The sequence below is a fragment of the Streptomyces sp. P3 genome, from assembly GCF_003032475.1.
Lineage (GTDB): Bacteria > Actinomycetota > Actinomycetes > Streptomycetales > Streptomycetaceae > Streptomyces.
The window spans coordinates 4,604,693-4,623,323 of sequence record NZ_CP028369.1 but is presented as its reverse complement, the minus strand read 5'-3'; the positions used below and the strand labels follow the sequence as shown (position 1 = coordinate 4,623,323).

General features: G+C 73.7%; 17 protein-coding genes. 5 read left to right on the top strand and 12 right to left on the bottom strand.

Annotation, left to right across the window (positions count from 1 at the left end; genetic code table 11):
• Positions 1-7: 7 nt before the first annotated feature.
• The 3 genes from C6376_RS20810 to C6376_RS20800 form a co-directional block, all read right to left on the bottom strand.
• Positions 8-634 carry a TetR/AcrR family transcriptional regulator gene (locus tag C6376_RS20810; protein ID WP_107444820.1) on the bottom strand — a complete coding sequence of 209 codons (627 nt, stop codon included), beginning with the start codon at positions 632-634 and terminating at the stop codon, positions 8-10.
• Between the two features lie 71 nt (positions 635-705).
• Entirely contained in the window at positions 706-948 is a 243-nt protein-coding gene (locus tag C6376_RS20805) for a YiaA/YiaB family inner membrane protein (protein WP_107444819.1), read from the bottom strand.
• Positions 949-1,007: 59 nt separating this feature from the next.
• Positions 1,008-2,159, bottom strand: a complete 1,152-nt coding sequence (locus C6376_RS20800; RefSeq protein WP_107449081.1) for an acyl-CoA dehydrogenase family protein — start codon at positions 2,157-2,159, stop codon at positions 1,008-1,010.
• Between the two features lie 157 nt (positions 2,160-2,316).
• On the opposite strand from C6376_RS20800, the gene C6376_RS20795 reads away from it, so the two are divergent.
• Together C6376_RS20795 and C6376_RS20790 are read left to right on the top strand one after the other, a co-directional pair.
• Positions 2,317-2,952 (top strand): TetR/AcrR family transcriptional regulator, encoded by a 636-nt coding sequence (locus C6376_RS20795; protein WP_107444818.1) that lies wholly within the window; start codon positions 2,317-2,319, stop codon positions 2,950-2,952.
• Between the two features lie 46 nt (positions 2,953-2,998).
• Positions 2,999-3,802, top strand: a complete 804-nt coding sequence (locus C6376_RS20790; protein WP_254076003.1) for a helix-turn-helix transcriptional regulator — start codon at positions 2,999-3,001, stop codon at positions 3,800-3,802.
• Positions 3,803-4,146: 344 nt separating this feature from the next.
• On the opposite strand, the gene C6376_RS20785 is transcribed toward C6376_RS20790, so the two are convergent.
• The 9 genes from C6376_RS20785 to C6376_RS20745 form a co-directional block, all read right to left on the bottom strand.
• Positions 4,147-5,226: a Zn-dependent alcohol dehydrogenase gene (locus C6376_RS20785; protein ID WP_107444816.1), complete on the bottom strand. Its 1,080-nt coding sequence runs from the start codon at positions 5,224-5,226 to the stop codon at positions 4,147-4,149.
• 10 nt (positions 5,227-5,236) lie between these two features.
• Complete coding sequence (locus C6376_RS20780) at positions 5,237-6,625, bottom strand: aldehyde dehydrogenase family protein (RefSeq protein WP_107444815.1); 1,389 nt, start codon at positions 6,623-6,625, stop codon at positions 5,237-5,239.
• A gap of 464 nt (positions 6,626-7,089) precedes the next feature.
• A complete protein-coding gene (locus C6376_RS20775) occupies positions 7,090-7,800 on the bottom strand; it encodes a class F sortase (RefSeq protein WP_107444814.1) in 711 nt (236 codons plus the stop codon).
• Complete coding sequence (locus C6376_RS20770) at positions 7,787-8,533, bottom strand: hypothetical protein (RefSeq protein ID WP_107444813.1); 747 nt, start codon at positions 8,531-8,533, stop codon at positions 7,787-7,789. The genes C6376_RS20775 and C6376_RS20770 overlap by 14 nt, the downstream gene beginning before the upstream one ends.
• Before the next feature lie 103 nt (positions 8,534-8,636).
• Positions 8,637-9,887: an MFS transporter gene (locus C6376_RS20765; RefSeq protein ID WP_107444812.1), complete on the bottom strand. Its 1,251-nt coding sequence runs from the start codon at positions 9,885-9,887 to the stop codon at positions 8,637-8,639.
• 19 nt (positions 9,888-9,906) lie between these two features.
• A complete protein-coding gene (locus C6376_RS20760; protein ID WP_107444811.1) occupies positions 9,907-11,340 on the bottom strand; it encodes a CitMHS family transporter in 1,434 nt (477 codons plus the stop codon).
• A gap of 141 nt (positions 11,341-11,481) precedes the next feature.
• Entirely contained in the window at positions 11,482-13,719 is a 2,238-nt protein-coding gene (locus tag C6376_RS20755) for a molybdopterin oxidoreductase family protein (protein WP_107444810.1), read from the bottom strand.
• A 117-nt stretch (positions 13,720-13,836) separates the two neighbouring features.
• Positions 13,837-14,454, bottom strand: coding sequence for a TetR/AcrR family transcriptional regulator (locus C6376_RS20750; RefSeq protein ID WP_107444809.1), 618 nt, complete (start codon positions 14,452-14,454; stop codon positions 13,837-13,839).
• Positions 14,455-14,527: 73 nt separating this feature from the next.
• Positions 14,528-15,106 carry a hypothetical protein gene (locus C6376_RS20745; protein ID WP_216825598.1) on the bottom strand — a complete coding sequence of 193 codons (579 nt, stop codon included), beginning with the start codon at positions 15,104-15,106 and terminating at the stop codon, positions 14,528-14,530.
• Between the two features lie 161 nt (positions 15,107-15,267).
• On the opposite strand from C6376_RS20745, the gene hmgA reads away from it, so the two are divergent.
• From hmgA to C6376_RS20730, 3 genes are read left to right on the top strand one after another with little or no spacing between them, the layout of a single operon-like run.
• Complete coding sequence (gene hmgA, locus C6376_RS20740; RefSeq protein ID WP_107444808.1) at positions 15,268-16,620, top strand: homogentisate 1,2-dioxygenase; 1,353 nt, start codon at positions 15,268-15,270, stop codon at positions 16,618-16,620.
• Positions 16,621-16,647: 27 nt separating this feature from the next.
• On the top strand, positions 16,648-17,397 hold the full coding sequence (locus C6376_RS20735) for a GntR family transcriptional regulator (RefSeq protein WP_107444807.1): 750 nt from the start codon (positions 16,648-16,650) through the stop codon (positions 17,395-17,397).
• A 26-nt stretch (positions 17,398-17,423) separates the two neighbouring features.
• A complete protein-coding gene (locus C6376_RS20730) occupies positions 17,424-18,590 on the top strand; it encodes a type ISP restriction/modification enzyme (RefSeq protein WP_107444806.1) in 1,167 nt (388 codons plus the stop codon).
• Positions 18,591-18,631: the final 41 nt, after the last annotated feature.

The window sequence follows — 18,631 nt, the reverse complement described above, 5'->3', positions numbered from 1 at the left end:
GGCGCGGCTACTTCGCCGCGCCGACCATCCGCAGCACGAGGTCGGCGTACAACTCGCCGACCTCGTCGGGGGTGCGCGGCCCGCCGACGTTGAACCAGCGGGCCACGTCGATACAGAGGGACAGCACGGCGAGGGTGGTGCCGTGCACGTCCGGCACGGAGAACTCGCCGCTCGCCACGCCGTCCTCGATGATCCCGCGGACCTCGGCGTCGACCTTGCGTCGCAGGCCCAGGATCTCCGCGCGGGCGTCCGGGCCGAGGGCGTCCAGCTCGTACTGCACGACCCGTGCCGTGGTGCGCCGCCCGGCGTGCCAGCGGACGAAGGAGCTGACGGCCTCGGCGAGACGCTCGGTGGCGCTGCCCTCGGCGGCGGCCGCCGTGCGCAGGATGTTCAGCGCACGGTCGTGACCGATCCGGCTGATGCGGTGCAGCAGCTCTTCCTTGGTCTTGTAGTGGATGTAGAGGGCGGCCGGGCTCATGCCCGCGCGGCCCGCGATGTCCCGGGTGGTCGTCGCGTGGTAGCCGCGCTCCGCGAAGGCCTCCACGGCGGCGACGAGGAGTCGCCGGGCCGCGTCAGGGGTGACCTCGTCCCAGGGCTCGATCTCGCCGCCGGCCGTCTCCTCCGCCGTAGTCATCGCTCGTCGCCTCTCTCGGTACAGGAGCTACACCATACCGCCGAAGGTGAGCGCTCGCTTAGAGTGCCCGCTCAGAGCTTCTCGAAGGGGCTGTACACCCGGGCCGCGGCGTCCTGCTTGTCCCGGATCACCTTGGCCAGGGTGAAGGCCGACGTGACGAGATAGAGGACGGCGATCGCGAGGAAGGCGCGCACCCAGGCGTCGGCGTTCAGCTTGAAGATGCCGATGGCGGTCGCCGCCATGGCCACGGCGAAGGACGCGACCGCCTGGCCGTAGAAGGCGGCGGTGTTCTGCTTGACCGGTGTCTCACTCATGGCCACAGCGTCGCGCGGGCAGGACACGCACCGCATCCGTCCGCGTACTCAGAACGTACTCAGAACGCCGAGACCCCCGTCAGGGCCCGTCCGATCAGCAGTTTCTGTATCTGGCTGGTGCCCTCGTAGAGCGTCATCACGCGGGCGTCGCGCAGCAGTTTGCCGGCCGGGTACTCGTCGATGTAGCCGTAGCCGCCGAAGACCTGGAGGGCGTTGTTGGCGGCGCGCACGGCGGCCTCCGAGGCGAAGAGCTTGGCCTTGGAGGACTCGGTGGCGAAGGGGAGGCCCCGGTCGATCAGGTCGGCGACCCGCCAGGTCAGCAGCCGGGCCGCGTCCACGTCGACCGCGATGTCGCTGATCAGCTCCTGGACGAGCTGGTGGTGGGCGATGCTCTTGCCGAACTGCTCGCGCTCGCCGGCGTACCGCACCGCCGCGTCCAGGGCGGCCTGTGCGATGCCGACACAGCCCGCCGCCACCGACATCCGGCCCTTGGCCAGCGCCGACATCGCGACGGAGAAGCCCCTGCCCTCGGGTGCCAGCATCGCGGAGGCGGGCACCCGGACGTCGCTGAGGACCAGTTCGGCGGTCGCCTGCCCGCGCAGGCCGAGCTTGCCGTGAATGGTGCGGCGACCGAGACCGGTAGTGTCCGTGGGGACGAGGAACGCGGAGACGCCCTTGTGTCCGGGCGCGTCGGTCGAGCGGGCGAAGAGCAGGACGACGTCGGCCCAGGTGCCGTTGGTGATGAAGGTCTTGGCGCCGTTGATCACGTACGAGTCGCCGTCACGGACCGCGCGGGTGGTGAGGTTGCCCGCGTCCGAGCCGGTGCCGGGCTCGGTGAGGCCGAAGCAGCCGACGTACGCCCCCGACGTCAGTCCGGGCAGCCAGCGGCGCTTCTGTTCCTCGCTCCCCCAGGCCGCGACCGACTTGGCGACCAGGCCGAGGGAGACGGACACGATGCCGCGCACGGACGAGTCCCCGCGGCCCAGCTCCTCCGTGACCAGGCAGTAGGAGAGGTGGTCGCCGCCGGAGCCGCCGTACTCCTCGTCGACGGTCAGCCCGAGGAAGCCGACCTCGCCGAGCTTCTTCACGACGGACCGGTCGACCTCCTCGGCCCGGTCCCAGGCGACGACATGCGGAGCGATCTCACGGTCCACGAACTCCTTGGCGAGCCGCCGGACGGCCGTCTGCTCCTCGCTGAGCCCCAGGTTCACCACGAGATCACCTCACTGAAGAGAAGCCGGACCCGGAAGGTCGACCCGGACGCCGGACCGGAAGGCGACCCGGAAGATCGACCGGGGATGCCGGCTCGGGAAGTCGGAATTTAAATTAGCACTGCTAGTTTACACCTGCAGCCCTACTATGTGCGCCATGGCCCGACCGCGCAAGCCCCTCCTCAGCACCGACCGGATCGTCGAGACCGCGCGGGCCCTCGTGGACGCGGAGGGCCTCGCGGCCGTCTCCACGCGTCGGCTCGCCGCCGAACTGGGGGTGAGCGGGCCCTCGCTGTACAACCACTTCCGCACCAAGGACGAGATCCTCGAAGCCGTCGCCGACTCGGTGAGCGCCCAGGTCGACCTGTCGATGTTCGAGGACACGGGCCGGGAGTGGCGGACGGCGCTGCACGACTGGGCCGTCTCCTACCGGGCCGCCCTGCGCGATCATCCGAACATCGTCCCGGTGCTCGCCCAGGGACCCGGCCGCCGCCCGGCCGGGCTTCGGCTCGCCGACGCGGTGTACGGCGCGATGGTCCGCGCCGGATGGCCCGCCGCCCAGGCCACCAGCATCGGCGCGCTGATGCGGTACTTCATCATGGGCTCCGCGCTCGGCTCGTTCGCCGGCGGTTTCGTCGACGACGTGAGCGCCTACGACCCCGCCGACTACCCGCACCTGGGACAGGCCCACCTGCTCGCCGAGCAGCAGGAGAAGATCGACGAGCGGGCGTTCGAGACCGGGCTCACGGCACTGCTGGACGGTCTCGCGCGGCAGTTCGAGCAGTTGCCCTGACATCGTTCGGCACCGGCCGAAGTGTGCGTCGCGCATGCTGGACGGCATGAGCGTCACGGACACCGGCAGCCGCAAGGACCCCCGGGCGGCGGGGCTGGCCGCACTCGCGGGCCTCGTCGCCGACGAGACACGGGCCTCCTGCCTGCTGGCCCTGCTCGACGGGCGGGCGTGGACCGCCGGCGAACTCGCCCGGCACGCGGGCGTGACCGCGTCCACTCTGAGCGAGCACCTGGGCAAGCTGGTCGCGGGGGGCCTGCTGACCGAGGAGAGGCAGGGGCGGCACCGGTACGTACGGCTCGCCGGCACCCGGATCGCCCAGCTCCTGGAGGACCTGGCCGCCCAGGTGACCACGGATCCGGCGCGGCCCCGCGGGCTGCGCGCCTCGAGCGCCGGCTCGGCGATGGCCCGGGGCCGTACCTGCTACGACCATCTCGCCGGCAGGCTCGGCATCGTCCTGGCGGACGCCCTCACGGCACGCCGCCTGATCACCCCGGCGCCCGCGCCTCCTCCGGCCGCCGCGCACCCCCGGTCGTCCGCCGAGACCGGCGGCGACCCCGCCCCCGACGAGCGGGGCACCGGGTTCGCGCTGACCACGGCGGGCATGCGGTGGTTCGCGGACTGCGGCATCGTCCTCGACCTCGCCGGCCGAAGGCCCCTGGCCCGTGCCTGCCTCGACTGGACCGAGCGGCGGCCGCATCTGGCGGGCGCGGCGGGCGCGGCCCTGTGCCGGCACGCCCTCGACACGGGCTGGTGTGTGCGCATCGGATCCGAGCGGGCCGTGAAGGTGACCGCGCGGGGCGAACGCGCGCTGGCCGAACTGCTGGGCGTCGAGACCGCCGCCCTGTGCTGAGCCTAGGCCGACGCCCCGCCGGTGTCCGCGCCCGGCCCGGACCCGCGGCTGCGCCCGCGTCGTCCGGCATGGCCGCCCACGCGATGCTCCCCGCCCGAAATCCGCGCGCCCCCGTCCGCCCGCCCCCTCCGCGGGTTGCCGCGGAGGGGGTGGGCCGCGGGGTCCGCACGGGGGGCGAGGGAGGCAGGGTTCCAGGGCCGGGGCCCGACCGGGAGGCCGGCCCCGGTCGGGCCGACCCCACGGGGCCGCTCCGGGCCGGGAGGCGGCGTCGGTGCTCGCCCGCGCCGGCGGGGTCGCGGGGGCGTTCGACGCCCGGTGCGCCCCGCACGGCAGCGGTGCGGGGTTCAGAAGACGACGAGCGCCCGGCCGCCCTTGCCGGCCAGCATGTTGTCGAAGGCCCCCGGGATGTCCTCCAGGACGATGCGCTCCGTCACCAGGGCGCCGAGGTCCAGACGGCCCGCCCGGACGTGGTCGGCCAGGACCGGGAGGTCCTTCGCCGGGTCGGAGTTCCCGTAGACGCAGCCCGAAAGGGTTCTGCCCCAGTGGAAGAGCTCCAGGGCGTTGAAGGTGACCTGCTGGTCCTTGCCGCCGATGCCGACGACCGTGGTGCGGCCGCCGCGCCGGGTGGATTCCCAGGCCGTGCGGATGGCGACGGCGCGTCCCACGCACTCCACGGCCACGTCGACGCCCTGCCGGCCGGTGAGGGCGCGGATCTCGCGGGCGGTGTCCGCCGAGGCGACCACGTACTCCGTGGCGCCCACCGACCGGGCCAGCTCCTCCTTCTCCGGGGAGACGTCCACGGCGACGATCGTCGGGGCGCCCGCGATCCGGGCCGCCTGGAGGGCGGCGAGGCCGACTCCGCCGACGCCGAAGACGGCGACCGTCTCGCCGGCCCGGACGCGCGCGCTGTGGTGGACGGCGCCGTAGCCGGTCAGGACGGCGCAGCCCAGCAGGGCCGCGTCGGTGAGGGGGATGCCGTCCGGCAGGGGCAGCAGGCAGGACTCCCGCACGACCGTCTCCTCGGCGAACGCGGCGACGTTCAGCCCGGGGTGCAGGTCCCTGCCGTCGGCGGTGCGGGCGTACACGTCAGCGGAGCCGTTCAGGGCGTTGGCGCACAGCCAGACCTCGCCCAGCCCGCAGGCGTGACAACTCCCGCAGGAAGGAGCCCAGTTGAGGACGACCCGATCGCCCGGCGCGACCCGGTCGACGCCCTCGCCGACGGACACGACCGTGCCCGCGCCCTCGTGGCCGAGGACCGCGGGGACGGGCACCCGCATGGTCCCGTCGGACAGCGAGAGGTCGGAGTGGCAGACCCCGGCGGCGGCGAGCCGGACGCGGACCTGGCCCGGACCGGGTTCCGGGAGCTCGATGCCGATGATCTCCAGGGGAGCTCCGACGGCGGGAAGTACGGCGGCACGAACCACTTCGGGCTCCTCAGAACTGCAGGGACTTGGTCTGGAGGTACTCGGTCAGCCCGTGGGCTCCGAGCTCGCGCCCGACGCCCGACTGCTTGTAGCCGCCGAAGGGGGCGAGGGGGTTGAACCGGCCGCCGTTGATGTCGACCTGGCCGGTGTCCATGCGGCGGGCAAAGGCCACCGCCTCCGCCTCGTCGCCGGCCCAGACCGCGCCGGCGAGCCCGTAGACCGTGCCGTTGGCGATCCGCAGGGCGTCGTCCTCGTCCTCGTAGCGCAGCACGGACAGCACCGGGCCGAAGATCTCCTCCTGCGCGATCGTCATGTCGGGGGTGACGTCGGAGAAGACCGTGGGGCTGACGAAGTAGCCCTGTTCGCGGGGGGCTTCGGGGCCACCCGCGACCAGCGTCGCCCCCTCGGCCACGCCCTGTTCGATGTACCCGCGCACGCGGTCGCGCTGCCTGGCGTTGACGACGGGGCCGATGCGGTCGCCGTACTTGGCCGCGGCGGCGGCGGCGAGCCCGACCGCCTCCTCGTACTGGTCGCGGTGGACGAGCATGCGGGTCCAGGCGCTGCACGTCTGGCCGGAGTTGGACATCACGTTGGCGACGCCGACGTTGACCGCCCGGGCGAGGTCGGCGCTCGGCAGGATGACGTTGGCGGACTTCCCGCCGAGTTCGAGGGCGACCTTCTTGACGGCCGCGCCCGCCGTCGCCGCGATCCGCTTCCCGACGGCCGTGGAGCCGGTGAACGACACCAGGTCGACACCGGGGTGTTCGGCGAGGGCCTGGCCGGCCACCGGGCCGAGGCCGGTGACCAGGTTGAAGACGCCGGCCGGGACGCCCGCTTCGTGGACCGCCTCGGCGAACAGCTGGGCGGTGAGCGGGGTGTCCTCGGCGGGCTTGAGGACCACGGTGCAACCCGCGGCGAGGGCCGGGGCGACCTTGGCGACGATCTGGTGCAGCGGGTAGTTCCAGGGGGTGATCGCACCGACCACGCCGACCGGCTCGTGCAGGACCGTGGAGTTGCCGACCCGTTCCACGAAGGAGTGCGTCGCGGCCAGCTCGGCGTAGGAGCCCGCGACCGCGATCGGCACCGCCGCGTGGACCGCCTGGGAGAAGGCGAGGGGTGAGCCGAGTTCGGCGGTGACCGTCTCGGCGATCTCGTCCTTGCGGGCCGCCAGGACGTCCCGGAGGGCGCTCAGTCGGGCGGCGCGCTCGGCGGGCGGGGTCGCGGCCCAGCCCGGGAGGGCGGCGCGGGCGGCGCGCACCGCGGCGTCGACGTCGTCGGCCCCGCCCGCCGGGACGCGGCCGATCACCTGCTCGTCCACCGGGTCGACGACCTCGATCACGTCCTGGCCGGCGGCCGGGCGCCACGCGCCGTCGAGATAGATGCCGTCGTGTGCCTTCATCGTGTTCCCTCCGGGCGGTCCTCGTGGTCCACGACCTAAACTAGCGTCGATAGTTTTCTGGCACCAGGGGCCACGGGAGAACGTCCGCCCGGTCGTCCGGGTCCGGCAGCCGGGCCGGGGCCGGGCCGATCCGGTCGCCGTCCCGTCGAATGCGAGGAGGGGCGATGTCGACGAGGGGCGATGTCCGCGAGGAGCGGCGTCCGCCTGCCGTGCCGGAGGCCGAGCCGGGACCGCGTGCGCACGGCCGGGCGGGCGGGTACGCGGGGCGCCGGGCGCGATGTCCGGCGACAGCCGGCCCACGACCCGGCCGCCTCGGGCGTGGACCTCGTCGGCGTCGTGCGGAGAAACGATGCGGGGAAATGACGCAGGAAGACGGCGCGGGGGCCCGGCGCGTGTCGTGAGAGGCGTCCGCCGGACGCGTGGGCCTCGGCCGGGCGGGACGGTGGGTGCGTCCCGGCGCCGGGTCAGCGGGTCGCCGTCAGATGGGCGAAGACGACGACGTTGCTCGTGTACCCGGTCGCGCGCCGGAAGAGGCCGCCGCAGGTGAGCACGCGCAGTTCGGGGCGGCGGGTCGGGCCGTACACCTCCTTGTCGGGGAAGGTGTCCTTGTCGAAGACCCGGACCCGGTCCACGGTGTAGACGGCGGTGCGGCCGTCGGCGCGCCGGACCTCGATCCGGGCGCCCCGGGCCACGCGCGCGAGGCCGGCGAAGACGGCGGGGCCGGTCCTGGTGTCACGGTGTCCGACCGCGATGGCGGCGCCCCGCTCGCCAGGGGTGGGGCCGCCCGCGTACCAGCCGACGAGCTTGGGCCGGTCGAGGGGCGGCGTCCCGAGGTGCCGGTCGGGGCCGAGCCGCAGCGGGACGATCGGCGCGTCGATGCCCAGCGACGGCACCCGCAGGACGGTCGCCGGGGACCGGGGCAGCGGGCGCGGCGGGGCGGCGTCGGGGCGCTCCGGCCCCTTCCCGCCCTCCTCTCCGGCGTCGCCCGCGGAGGCCGGGCCGGCGGCGGACCCGTTAGCCGCCGTCCGCCCGGCCCCGGGCGGCGCGCCCGGAGCGTCGTGCCCCCCGCACCGGACTGCCGCCGTCACCAGGACGACCGCGAGCACGGCCGTCCTGGTGAGGCGGAAGAGACGGGTCCGGTGCCAGGGCCTGCGTCCGCGCCTACGCGGCACCATGGTTGCGCCGGCGGGTCAGACGGAAGTAGGCGACTCCGCCGACGGCCACCAGGCCGACGGCCGCGGTGGCGGCCAGCGGGGTGAAGGCCTGCGAGGTGTCGGCGAGTCCGCCGCCGCCCGCGTGGACGCCGCCCTCGGGGCCGCCCTTCTCGCCGTTCCAGGCGCCGCCGCCCTGGCCGCCGCCTTCACGGCCGCCGGCGCCCTGCGCGGTGCCGTTCTGGCCCCCGCCGCCCCGGCCGTTCGCAGCCCCGAACTCCCGGCCGTCGTCCGTGATCGGACGGTTCGGGCCCTCGTTCCCGCGGTGCCGGTCCTCATCGCAGTGGATCTTGAAGACCTTCGTGGTGGGCGGGGGCGTCCCGGCGGGGAGGGCCCACTCGAGGGTGTACGAGCCCTCGGCCAGCCCCAGGGTGTCGGTGTGGCCGGCGCCGTTGGTGAGGGTGATGGTGCCGGTCACGGTGGCCGTGCCGGCGACCGGGGGCCGCGCCTTGATGGTGTAGGTGACGGCCGGCAGTTCGCCGAAGTTGGCGGCGTCGAGGTAGAACCGGCAGGCCACCGGGTCGTCCTTGGAGACGCCCGGGGGCACGTGCTCACGGTGGATCCTGATGTCGCCGGCCTCCCCGACGGCCATGGCCGACGGTGCCGCGAGGCAGGTGAACCCCGCCGCGGCGAGCACCGTGAGAGCCGTGGCGCCGAGGCGGGTGCCGAAGGCGGGCGGGAGCGTCGAGCTGGACATGCGCATTCCTCCGAGTCAGGACGATTTTCATACAAATCGCTCTTGCACCTGACTCTCTTTCACATCGGCGGCCCCGATGGTGGGACCGCCGCCCGACGCGCCGTCAGGCGTCGCTCGACCGGCGCAGTCCCGCCCCGGACCGGCGAGGCGCGGACCGGTCCTTCCTCACCTCCTCGCCTCCCCCGGCCTCTCCCGGCGACCTCAGGGCCACCCCGGAGGACAGCAGCAGCAGCGCTCCCAGCATCACGAACGGCGCGGCCACGCCCGCGAGCCCGGCGACCAGACCCGCGGCGGCCGGCGCGGCGACCTGGCCGAGCCGGTTGCCGGTGAGGCGCAGCGCGAGTGCGGTGGAGCGGGCGCCGTCCGGCGCGGCCCGGACGACCGTCGTCATGGACAACGGCTGTCCGACGCCCAGACAGAAGCCGAGCAGCGCGAGGATCCCGCCCAGCACCCAGACCGGCGCGGGCAGGGCGATGCCGGCGCAGAGCAGGGCCGCCAGCAGACAGGTCACCGTGAGCAGCGCGGTCCGGCCGAGCAGTCGCAGCAGCGGGGTGAGCACGAGCCGGCAGGCGATGGAGGCCGCCGCGCGGACGCTGAGCAGGACCCCGACGACGGACGGCGCGATGCCCCGGTGCTCGCCGACCACCGGCAGGTAGGCGGTGAGGATGTCGGTCGCGGACAGTACGGCGAGGCTGATGAGGATGCCTGCCGGGACGCCCCGGGCCCGCAGGATGCGCCGGACGGGGACGCGGTCCCCGTGCTCGCCGCGATGGTCCGGCCCTGGCTCGCGGTGCTCGACGCGCCACAGCGACGTGAACGCGACGGCGCACCCCGCTCCCGCCACGAGCAGGGCGAGCGCACTGCCGCCCGCCATGTCGGCACGGCCGATCAGCGCTCCGGCCGCCACCGGGCCGACCAGTTGGCCGAGCGAGGCGCCGATGGTGAAGTGGCCGAAGTTCCGGTCCTGTTCGTGCGGTGCGGACTGGCGGGCGACGAGCGACTGGGCGCCGATCACGAAGCAGAGGTGCCCGAGGCCCATCACGCCGCTCCACAGGGCCATCGTCCACAGGGCGTCGGCGAGCCCGCTGAGCACGCAGCCGCCGGAGATGAGGACCACACCGGCCGGCAGCAGGGGGGCGCACCGGCCGTGGTCGGTGCGCCGGCCGAGCGGGACGGCGGCCAGCAGCGGCAGCAGCGCGTAGACGCCCGCGACGACGCCGACGGCCCCCTCGTCGGCGCCCAGCGCGAGGGCCCGGTAGGAGACGGCGGGCCGCGCCATCGACACCGCCCCCTGCGCGAAGCCGAAGGCGATGACGAGACGGAGCAGCCAGCCGCGGTTCCTGCCGGGCCTCACAAGTTCCTCCACCGGACGGTCAGATGATCCCGAACAGGATGCCCGCGCCGAGAATCGTCAGGCAGGTCAGGACGGCCCACTTGACCACGAAGCGGGTGTGGTCGCCGAACTCGACCCTGGCCATGCCGACGAGGACGTAGACGGCCGGGACCAGCGGGCTCGACATGTGCAGGGGCTGGCCGACGAGCGAGGCACGGGCCATCTCCAGCGGGGTGACGCCGTGCGCCGCGCCGGCCTCGGCGAGGACCGGCAGGACGCCGAAGTAGAAGCCGTCGTTCGACATGAAGTAGGTGAGCGGGAGGCTCAGCACGCCGGTGACCAGGGCCATGTGCGGCCCCATGCCCTCGGGGATGACGTCCACCATCCACTTCGCCATGTGGTCGACCATGCCGGTGCCCTGGAGGACGCCCGTGAAGACGGCGGCGGCGAAGACCATGCCGGAGACGTTGAGGACGTTGTCCGCGTGCGCGGCGAGCCGGGCCTTCTGGTCCGGGATGTGCGGGAAGTTGACGGTGAGGGCGAGCGCGGCGCCGAGCAGGAACAGCACCGGGATCGGCAGGTACTCCATGATCATGGCGGTCAGCAGCGCGACCGTGAGCAGCGCGTTGAACCAGTACAGCTTGGGGCGCAGGGTGGCGCGGTGCGGGTCGAGGCCCTGGAAGCCGTCGTCGTCCGCGTCCTCGGCGTCGTCCTCGCCGGCGTCGCCGAGAGCCGCGGCGCCGGAGCCGCCGGCCGGGGCGGCCGCCTTGCCGGGGCCGGTGCCGGGGCCGCCGGCCCCGACGAGCACCGTCTCGGTCCGCTCGGCCTTCTCGTCCACCAGCACGTCGTCCAGGGTCAGTACGCCGAGCCGGGCCCGCTCGCGGCGGCCGAGGACGTAGGAGAGCGCGACGACGAGGACGAGGCCCACGGCGAGGGCCGGGATCATCGGCACGAAGATGTCGCTGGCGTCGACCTTGAGCGCGGTGGCGGCGCGGGCGGTGGGGCCGCCCCAGGGCAGCGTGTTCATCACGCCGTTGGCCATGGCGGCCACCCCGGTCATCACGACCAGGCTCATCTTCAGGCGCTTGTACAGCGGGTACATCGCCGAGACGGTGATCATGAAGGTGGTGGAGCCGTCGCCGTCGAGGGAGACGATCGCGGCGAGCAGCGCCGTGCCGACGACGATGCGCAGCGGGTCGGCCCTGCAGAACTTCAGGATGCCCCGGACGATCGGGTCGAACAGGCCGACGTCGATCATCACACCGAAGTAGACGATCGCGAACATGAGCATCGCCGCCGTGGGGGCGAGGCTGGTGACGCCGTCGATGACGTAGTCACCGAGCTTGGCGCCCTTCCCGACGAAGACGCAGAACAGTGCCGGGATCAAGACGAGCGCCGCGATCGGCGACATCTTCTTCAGCATGATCAGGACCAGGAAGGTCGCGATCATCGCGAAGCCGAGGATGGTCAACATGAATGGATACCTATCGTTCGCCCTTGAACATCCCACCTGGGGGTCGGCGGTGCGTTGACGTTAGGTCCGTTCAAACAGGGTTAACAACCCGTTGACGTGCGAGCAATAAGCGCAAAACTCCAGGTCACAGCTTTGCTCAGGTCACAGCGCCGGGATCGCGGCCAGTTCGACCGGCACCCCGTTGAGGACCGCGTTGCCCGACAGGGGGTCGAGCTGGCTGCCGTCGAGGAGCTGGTTGACGTTGACTCCGGGGTCGGCGGCGGCATGGCTCAGGCGCGTGCCGGGGCGGTCGTGGCCCCAGCCGTGCGGCAGGCTGACGACGCCCCGCCGCACGCCGTCGGTGACCTCGGCCGGCGCGGTCACCTCGCCCCCGGCGCCCGTCACCCGCACCGGCGCGCCGTCGCGCACGCCCAGCCGTTCGGCGTCCTCGGGGTGGATCTGCAGCGTGCAGCGGTTGGTGCCGCCGGTGAGGACGGGGACGTTGTGCATCCAGCTGTTGTTGGACCGCAGATGGCGCCGGCCGACCAGGACGAGCCCGTCCGGCCGCCGCTCCAGGGACTCGCGCAGCCGCGGGAGATCGTCGGCGATCGGCCGCGGCAGTAGTTCGATCCGGCCGGAGACCGTCTTCAGCGGCTGCGGCAGGCGGGGGCCGAGCGGCCCGAGGTCGATGCCGTGCGGACGCTCGAGCAGCCGGGCGAGACTCAACCCGTCCGGGCGGGCGCCGAAGCCGTCGCCGTAGGGGCCGAGGCGCAGCATCATGTCGAGCCGGCGTTCGGGACCGCTCTCGCCGGTGAGCTGCGCGGCGAGCTCCTGCGGGGCGCGGCCGTGCACGGGCGAGTGCGGCTCCTGGACGGCCTTGCCGAGGGTCCGGCCGACGGCCAGTTCGTCCACGGCCGACGGGTCGGCGCCGTGCATGCCGGTCACCGCCAGCGTCAGCCGGGCGAGGATCTCCGTCTCGGCCATCCGGCCGGGTTCCAGCGGGACGGCGGGGCGGGAGTAGCGGACCTGGTTGCGTACGGCCAGGGTGTTGAAGGCGAAGTCGTGGTGCGGGCTCTGGGAGGGCGGGGGCGGCGGCAGGACGACGTCGGCGTGGCGCGAGGTCTCGTTCAGGTAGGGGTCGACGCCGACCATGAACTCGAGCGACTCCAGCGCCTTGTCGAGCCGGTCGCCGTCGGGCGCGGACAGCACGGGATTGGCGGCCACCACCACCAGCGCCCGGATCGGCTCGCCCTCCTCGGTGGTGGTGTCGATCTCCTCGGCCAGCGCCGAGAGCGGCAGTTCGCCCTTGGCCTCCGGGTGCCCGCCGACCCGGGAGTGCCACCGGCCGAGCCGGAAGCCGTGTCCGGGGCCGGCAGGGCGGGGCGTGCGGTCGGTGGCGGCCTGCGGGAAGAGAGCGCCGCCGGGCCGGTCGAGGTTGCCGGTGAGGATGTTGAGGACGTCGACGAGCCAGCTGCCGAGGGTGCCGAACGGGACCGTGCAGCTGCCGATGCGGCCGTAGACGGCGGCGGTCGGGGCGGCGGCGAGCTCCCGTGTGAGGGCGCGCACGACGCCGGCCTCGACGTCGCACGCCGGGGCCACCGCCTCGGGAGTGAAGTCCCTTACGGCGGACCGGAGTTCGTCGACCCCTTCGACGTGCGGGGTCAACGCTCCCAGCCGCACCAGGTCTTCCTCGAACAGCACGTGCGCCATGGCCGCGAGGAGCAGCGCGTCGGCGCCCGGCCGGATCTCGATGTGCCGGTCGGCGAGTTTCGCGGTGCGGGTGCGGCGCGGGTCGATGACGGTGAGGGTGCCGCCGCGGGCCTTGAGCGCCTTGAGCTTGCCGGGGAAGTCCGGGGCGGTGCACAGACTCCCGTTGGACTCCAGGGGGTTGGCGCCGATGAGGAGGAGGTGGTCGGTGCGGTCGAGGTCCGGGACGGGGATCGCGTTCGCGTCGCCGAAGAGCAGTCCGCTGGAGACGTGCTTGGGCATCTGGTCGACCGTGGAGGCGGTGAACAGACTGCGGGTGCCCAGCCCGCCGACCAGCAGCTGCGGGTAGAGGCCGCCGGCCATGGTGTGCACGTTGGGGTTGCCGAGGACGACGCCGACGGCGTGCGGGCCGTACCGCTCGACGACCGGCCGGATTCCGGCGGCCACCGCGTCGAAGGCCTCCTCCCAGGTGGCCTCGCGCAGCTCCCCGTCACGGCGGACGAGGGGCGAGCGCAGCCGGTCGGGGTCGCCGTCCACCGCCGGGAAGGCGGCGCCCTTGGGGCAGACGAAGCCCCGGCTGAACACGTCGTCCCGGTCGCCGCGGGCGCCGGTGACCCGCGTTCCCTCGATGGTGAGCGTGAGCCCGCAGGTGGCCTCGCACAGGGGGCAGATTCGCAGGGCGGTGCGGGACACGGGTCCTCCTGGGGGCGGCGTTGCCTCGTCCCGGCCGAGCATACCGACCGGTATGACTTCTGGGGAGACCCCACGGAGGCGGCGTCCCCGCTCGCCGGACCGCCGTCGGCGCCCGGGTCAGTCCAGGACGCGCGCCAGGTACGCCCGCAGCAGCTCACGGGTCTCGTCGATCACTTTCGCGTCCCCCTCCGGGTCCACCCGGAAGGCCAGCTGGACGAGGGTGTCCGCGGCCTCCACGGCGATCAGGAACACCCGGCGCAGATCGTCGTCGGGTTCCCGGTCCAGGTGGCCGGCGAGCAGCTCGGTGAGGCGGTCGGCGACCCGGTGGTTGGGCTCGGCGTGCCGTGCGCCGACCGGGATCTGGTTGCCGAAGTCGACGAGGGAGAAGCCGGGCGCGGTGCGCTTCATGGCGAGGTACTCGTCGAGCACGGCGTCCATCGCGGTCCGCCAGTCGCCCGGCCGGGCTCCGCGCAGACGCTCGGTGACGCGCTCGGAGTAGTGCTCGAGGTTGCGCTGCGCGAGCGCGTCGGCCATCTGCCGCTTGTTGCCGAAGAAGCGGTAGACCGAGCCGATGGGGACGCCTGCGCGCTCGGCGACGGCCCGGGTGCTCAGGGCGTCGTAGCCGACCTCGTCCAGCAGGTCGGCGCAGGCGTCGAGGATCCTGGTCAGCCGTTCGGCGCTGCGCCGCTGTACGGGCGCACGACGGAGCGATGTCGCATGGGGCACGGACTTCATGATGCCTTTCCGTCGCGGCCGAGTGAACCTCACCTCTGGGTACGAAGAAACATGCCCGATGCACTCAACGCGCTCAGGGGGACGGCGGCCCCGTCGGCGCCCCGCTCGGCGCCTCCGCCGGGAGCCCGCCGGGCGGCACCGCGGACGCGGCCGACGGCTCCGACGCCGTGACGTCCGCCGTGGCCTCCACCGGCTTGCCCTCCACCGCCCAGACCGTCGCGTCGTCCGCGTAGAGACGGGCGGTGACGTGGTGGGTGCCGTGCGGGAGGTAGCCGGCCGGGATGCGGTACGCCAGGGTGCGCAGATCGGCGACGGCCAGGTCGTCGACGTACAGCCGGGCGAGGCCGCGACCGGTGACGGCCCGCTGCGGCGCTCCCGCCGGCGAGAACCGGAAGTTGGCCAGCTCCAGTCGCACGTTCCAGCCGCCGGAGCCGTCCGGCTGGACCACCACGCCGACCTCGGGAGCCCCCTTCTTCGCCACCTGGCGGTAGTGGCGCCCGTCGTCGTCCGTGTGGTCCAGGACCTTGCCGACAGGTGAGGGCGACGCCGCGGGCCCCTGTCCGCGCCCGTCGCCCAAGGCGCAGCCCGCGGATCCGGTCAGCAACAGGACACAGACCGCGAGCGCGGCGGGGAGGGGGCGCGTCCACGACATGGTCCGGACACTAGAGCACCGGCTCCCGCCCACGGATCCCCCTGAAGTCTGGTTCCGGCCGTGCCGTGATCGTCCTGTGAGAGGAGGACCGGCGGACCTCTTGCGTCCGGGAAACCGCAATCCTACGGTGATGCATAGGAATCAGTCGCGAGGGAGCCATGATGAGCAGCGGGGACGCACGCAAGACGGCCGAGGGGCTGGCCCACCTCTCGGGGTTCGGCAACGAACACGCCTCACAGGCCGTCCCGGGGGCCCTGCCCGACGGCCGCAACTCGCCCCAGCGCGCCCCCCTCGGCCTCTACGCGGAGCAGCTCAGCGGTACGGCGTTCACCGAGCCGCGCGCCCACAACCGCCGCTCCTGGCTGTACCGGATCCGCCCGTCGGCCGCGCACCCGGCCTTCACCCGGGCCTCGGACGGGGCGCTGCGCACCGGCCCCTTCACCCAGACCGTCGCCGATCCGAACCGGCTGCGCTGGGACCCCCTGCCCGAGCCGCCCGTGGGCACCGACTTCCTGGCCGGCCTGTGGACCGTCGGCGGCAACGGGGACGCCGCCCAGCGCAGCGGCATGGCCGTGCACCTCTACCACGCGAACGCCGGCATGGACCGCGTCTTCGGCAACGCCGACGGTGAGCTGCTGATCGTCCCCGAGCACGGCGGGCTGCTGCTGCGCACGGAGTTCGGGCTGCTGCACGCCGAGCCCGGTCATGTCGCGCTGATCCCGCGGGGGGTCCGCTTCCGCGTCGACCTGCTGGACGACTCCGCGCGCGGTTACGTCTGCGAGAACTACGGCGCCCCCTTCCGGCTTCCCGACCTCGGGCCGATCGGCGCCAACGGCCTCGCCAACCCGCGCGACTTCCGGGCGCCGGTCGCCGCGTACGAGGACGTCGAGGGGCCGGTGGAGGTGGTCAACAAGTTCTGCGGCCACCTGTGGAGCGCGACCTACGACCACTCCCCGCTCGATGTCGTCGCCTGGCACGGCAACCTCGTGCCGTACGTGTACGACCTGCGCCGCTTCAACGTCATCGGGACGATCTCCTACGACCACCCGGACCCGTCGATCTTCACGGTGCTGACGTCCCCGTCCGACACCCCCGGCCTGGCCGGCGTGGACTTCGTGGTCTTCGCCCCGCGCTGGCTGGTCGGCGAGGACACCTTCCGTCCGCCCTACTTCCACCGGAACGTGATGAGCGAGTACATGGGCCTGATCGAGGGCGCCTACGACGCCAAGACGGCCGGGAAGGGCGGCTTCGTGCCGGGCGGCGGCTCGCTGCACAACATGATGTCGGCGCACGGCCCGGACCGTGAGACGTTCGACCGTGCGAGCGCCGCCGACCTGAAGCCGCACAAGGTCGACGACGGGCTGGCGTTCATGTTCGAGACGCGCTGGCCGCTCGTCCTCACCCCGCAGGCGGCGCGGGCGGATCATCTGCAGCAGCGCTACGACGACGTGTGGCAGGGCCTCGAGCGTCACTTCCGTCCGTCCGCCGCACCATCCGACGGCACATTGCACTGAACGTTCCCGACCGGTACGGATAGGCCCGTGACCTCCTTCGCCCCGGACTCGATCGTCCTCACCCGAAAGCTGCCGCTCTGGTACCAGGTGTCGCAGTCGTTGCGCGCCTCGATACTCGGCCGCTCACCCCGGGATCCGCTCCGGCTGCCGACGGAGGAGCAGCTGGCCGGGCACTACGGGGTGAGCGTGCTGACCATGCGGCAGGCCCTGAAGGAGCTCGAGGACGAGGGGCTGATCACCCGGCACCGCCGCCGGGGCACGTTCATCGAGCCCACGGCACGGCGCGGGGCCCCGGTCCGGCTGCTGGGCTCGGTCGACGCGATCGTCGCCCAGCAGTCCGGGATGGCGACCGAACTGCTGGACCACGGCCGGGCGGCCGTCCCCGCCGAGGTCGCCGAGCACTTCCCGGATCTGGCGGAGGTGGGCACGTACCACCGCCTGCGCAGCGACGAGAAGACGGGCGAGCCCACCAACCACGCCCGCAACTACGTCCGTCCCGAGCTCGCCGCCCGCATCGATCCGGCCGACCTGGTCCGCTGGCCGATGACGAAGGTGCTGCGGGACGTGGTCGGCGTGGCCATCGGCCGCATCACGGACACGGTCGAGGCGCGGCTCGCGGACCCGGAGACGGCGCAGTTGCTCAGGGTCCCGCTGCTGAGCCCGATCCTGCACTACACGGGCGTCACCTACGACACCGACGGCCGGGCCCTGGACGCGGCCGTCATCCACTACCGCGGCGACCGTTTCTCCTTCACGGTCACCCTCGACGCGACGTGACCGCGGCGCGACCGGGCCGACGTACCATGCCCAGCGTGACGCCCGACGACGCTCCGCCGCTGGCGGACCTCATGCCGTGGTCCGTCGCACCGCCGAGGCTCGGCCGGGGATGGCCGACGGCCCCCGACCCCGCGTGTCTCAAGGCCCGCTGGGACGCCCTGCTGAAAGCCGAAGGGCCCGACCGCGAGGCCCTGTTCGAGCCGACGCGCTCGCGTACCCTGCACACGGCGGTCGGACAGCTGCCCGGCCGGTCCGGCGGCACCGAACGGCTGGCCCGCGCCTCGGGCCGCTGCCCCGAGCCGGTACGGGTGCTGGCGGCGCCCTTCGACGAGCAGTGGCTCATCCCCGACCACCGTCTGCTCGACTCCGCCCGCCCGGAACTGTGGCGGGTCGCGGACGACGCGCAGGTGTTCGTGGTGGAGACGCCGCAGACGGCGACGCGGCCCCTGCTGGCGACCTCCGTGCTGCCCCTGCTGCGGCCGGGCCGGATCCGGCCGCTGTACCGGCGGCCGGGCGGGGTGGAGCCGAACCTGGCGCCGGGGCTGCCCGACCTGCTGCGCCGGCTGGGCCACTCCCCCGATCCGGTGGACTTCCTGGCGTGGACCCTCACCGCAGTCCGCCCGGATCTCACCGTCCCGCTCACCCGGGACCGGGATCTGTGGGCGCACGGCGTCGAGTCGGGCCGTCGCGTGCTGTGGCTGCTGAGGCGGCACGGCGAGCGGCCCAAACTGCCGGGCGGCCGCCGGCCCTACGTCCGCGCCCCGATCCCGGCCCGCCCGCTCACCCTGCGGTACGACCGCGACGAGGAGATCCTGCGGCTGGACGAGGGCCGGATCTCGCCCGTTCCGCCCGAGGCGTGGGACGCCGAGTCGGAGCCGGGAGTCCGGGTCCTGGAGCGCTGGTTCGCGGCCCGGACGGCCCAGGAGGCCGAGCCGGGCACGCTGGCCGCGATCCGCCCCGCTTCCTGGCAGCAGACGTGGACCTCCGAACTCCTGGAACTGATCACGGTGCTGGCGCTGCTCGCGGAAGTCGGCGCGCGGCAGGCGGAGTGGGACGCCACGCCCCCGGACACGGTCACCACGGCGGAGCTGCGCGCGGCGGGCGTCCTGCCGGTCCCGGACGCGGCACGTCACCCCGCGACGGTCCTCGACCACCACGAGGAGGGACCGGAGGGCCAGTTCGCCCTCGTCTAGGGCTTGCTCCGGGAGTCCCGGCCACCCGGCCCCGCCTGCCC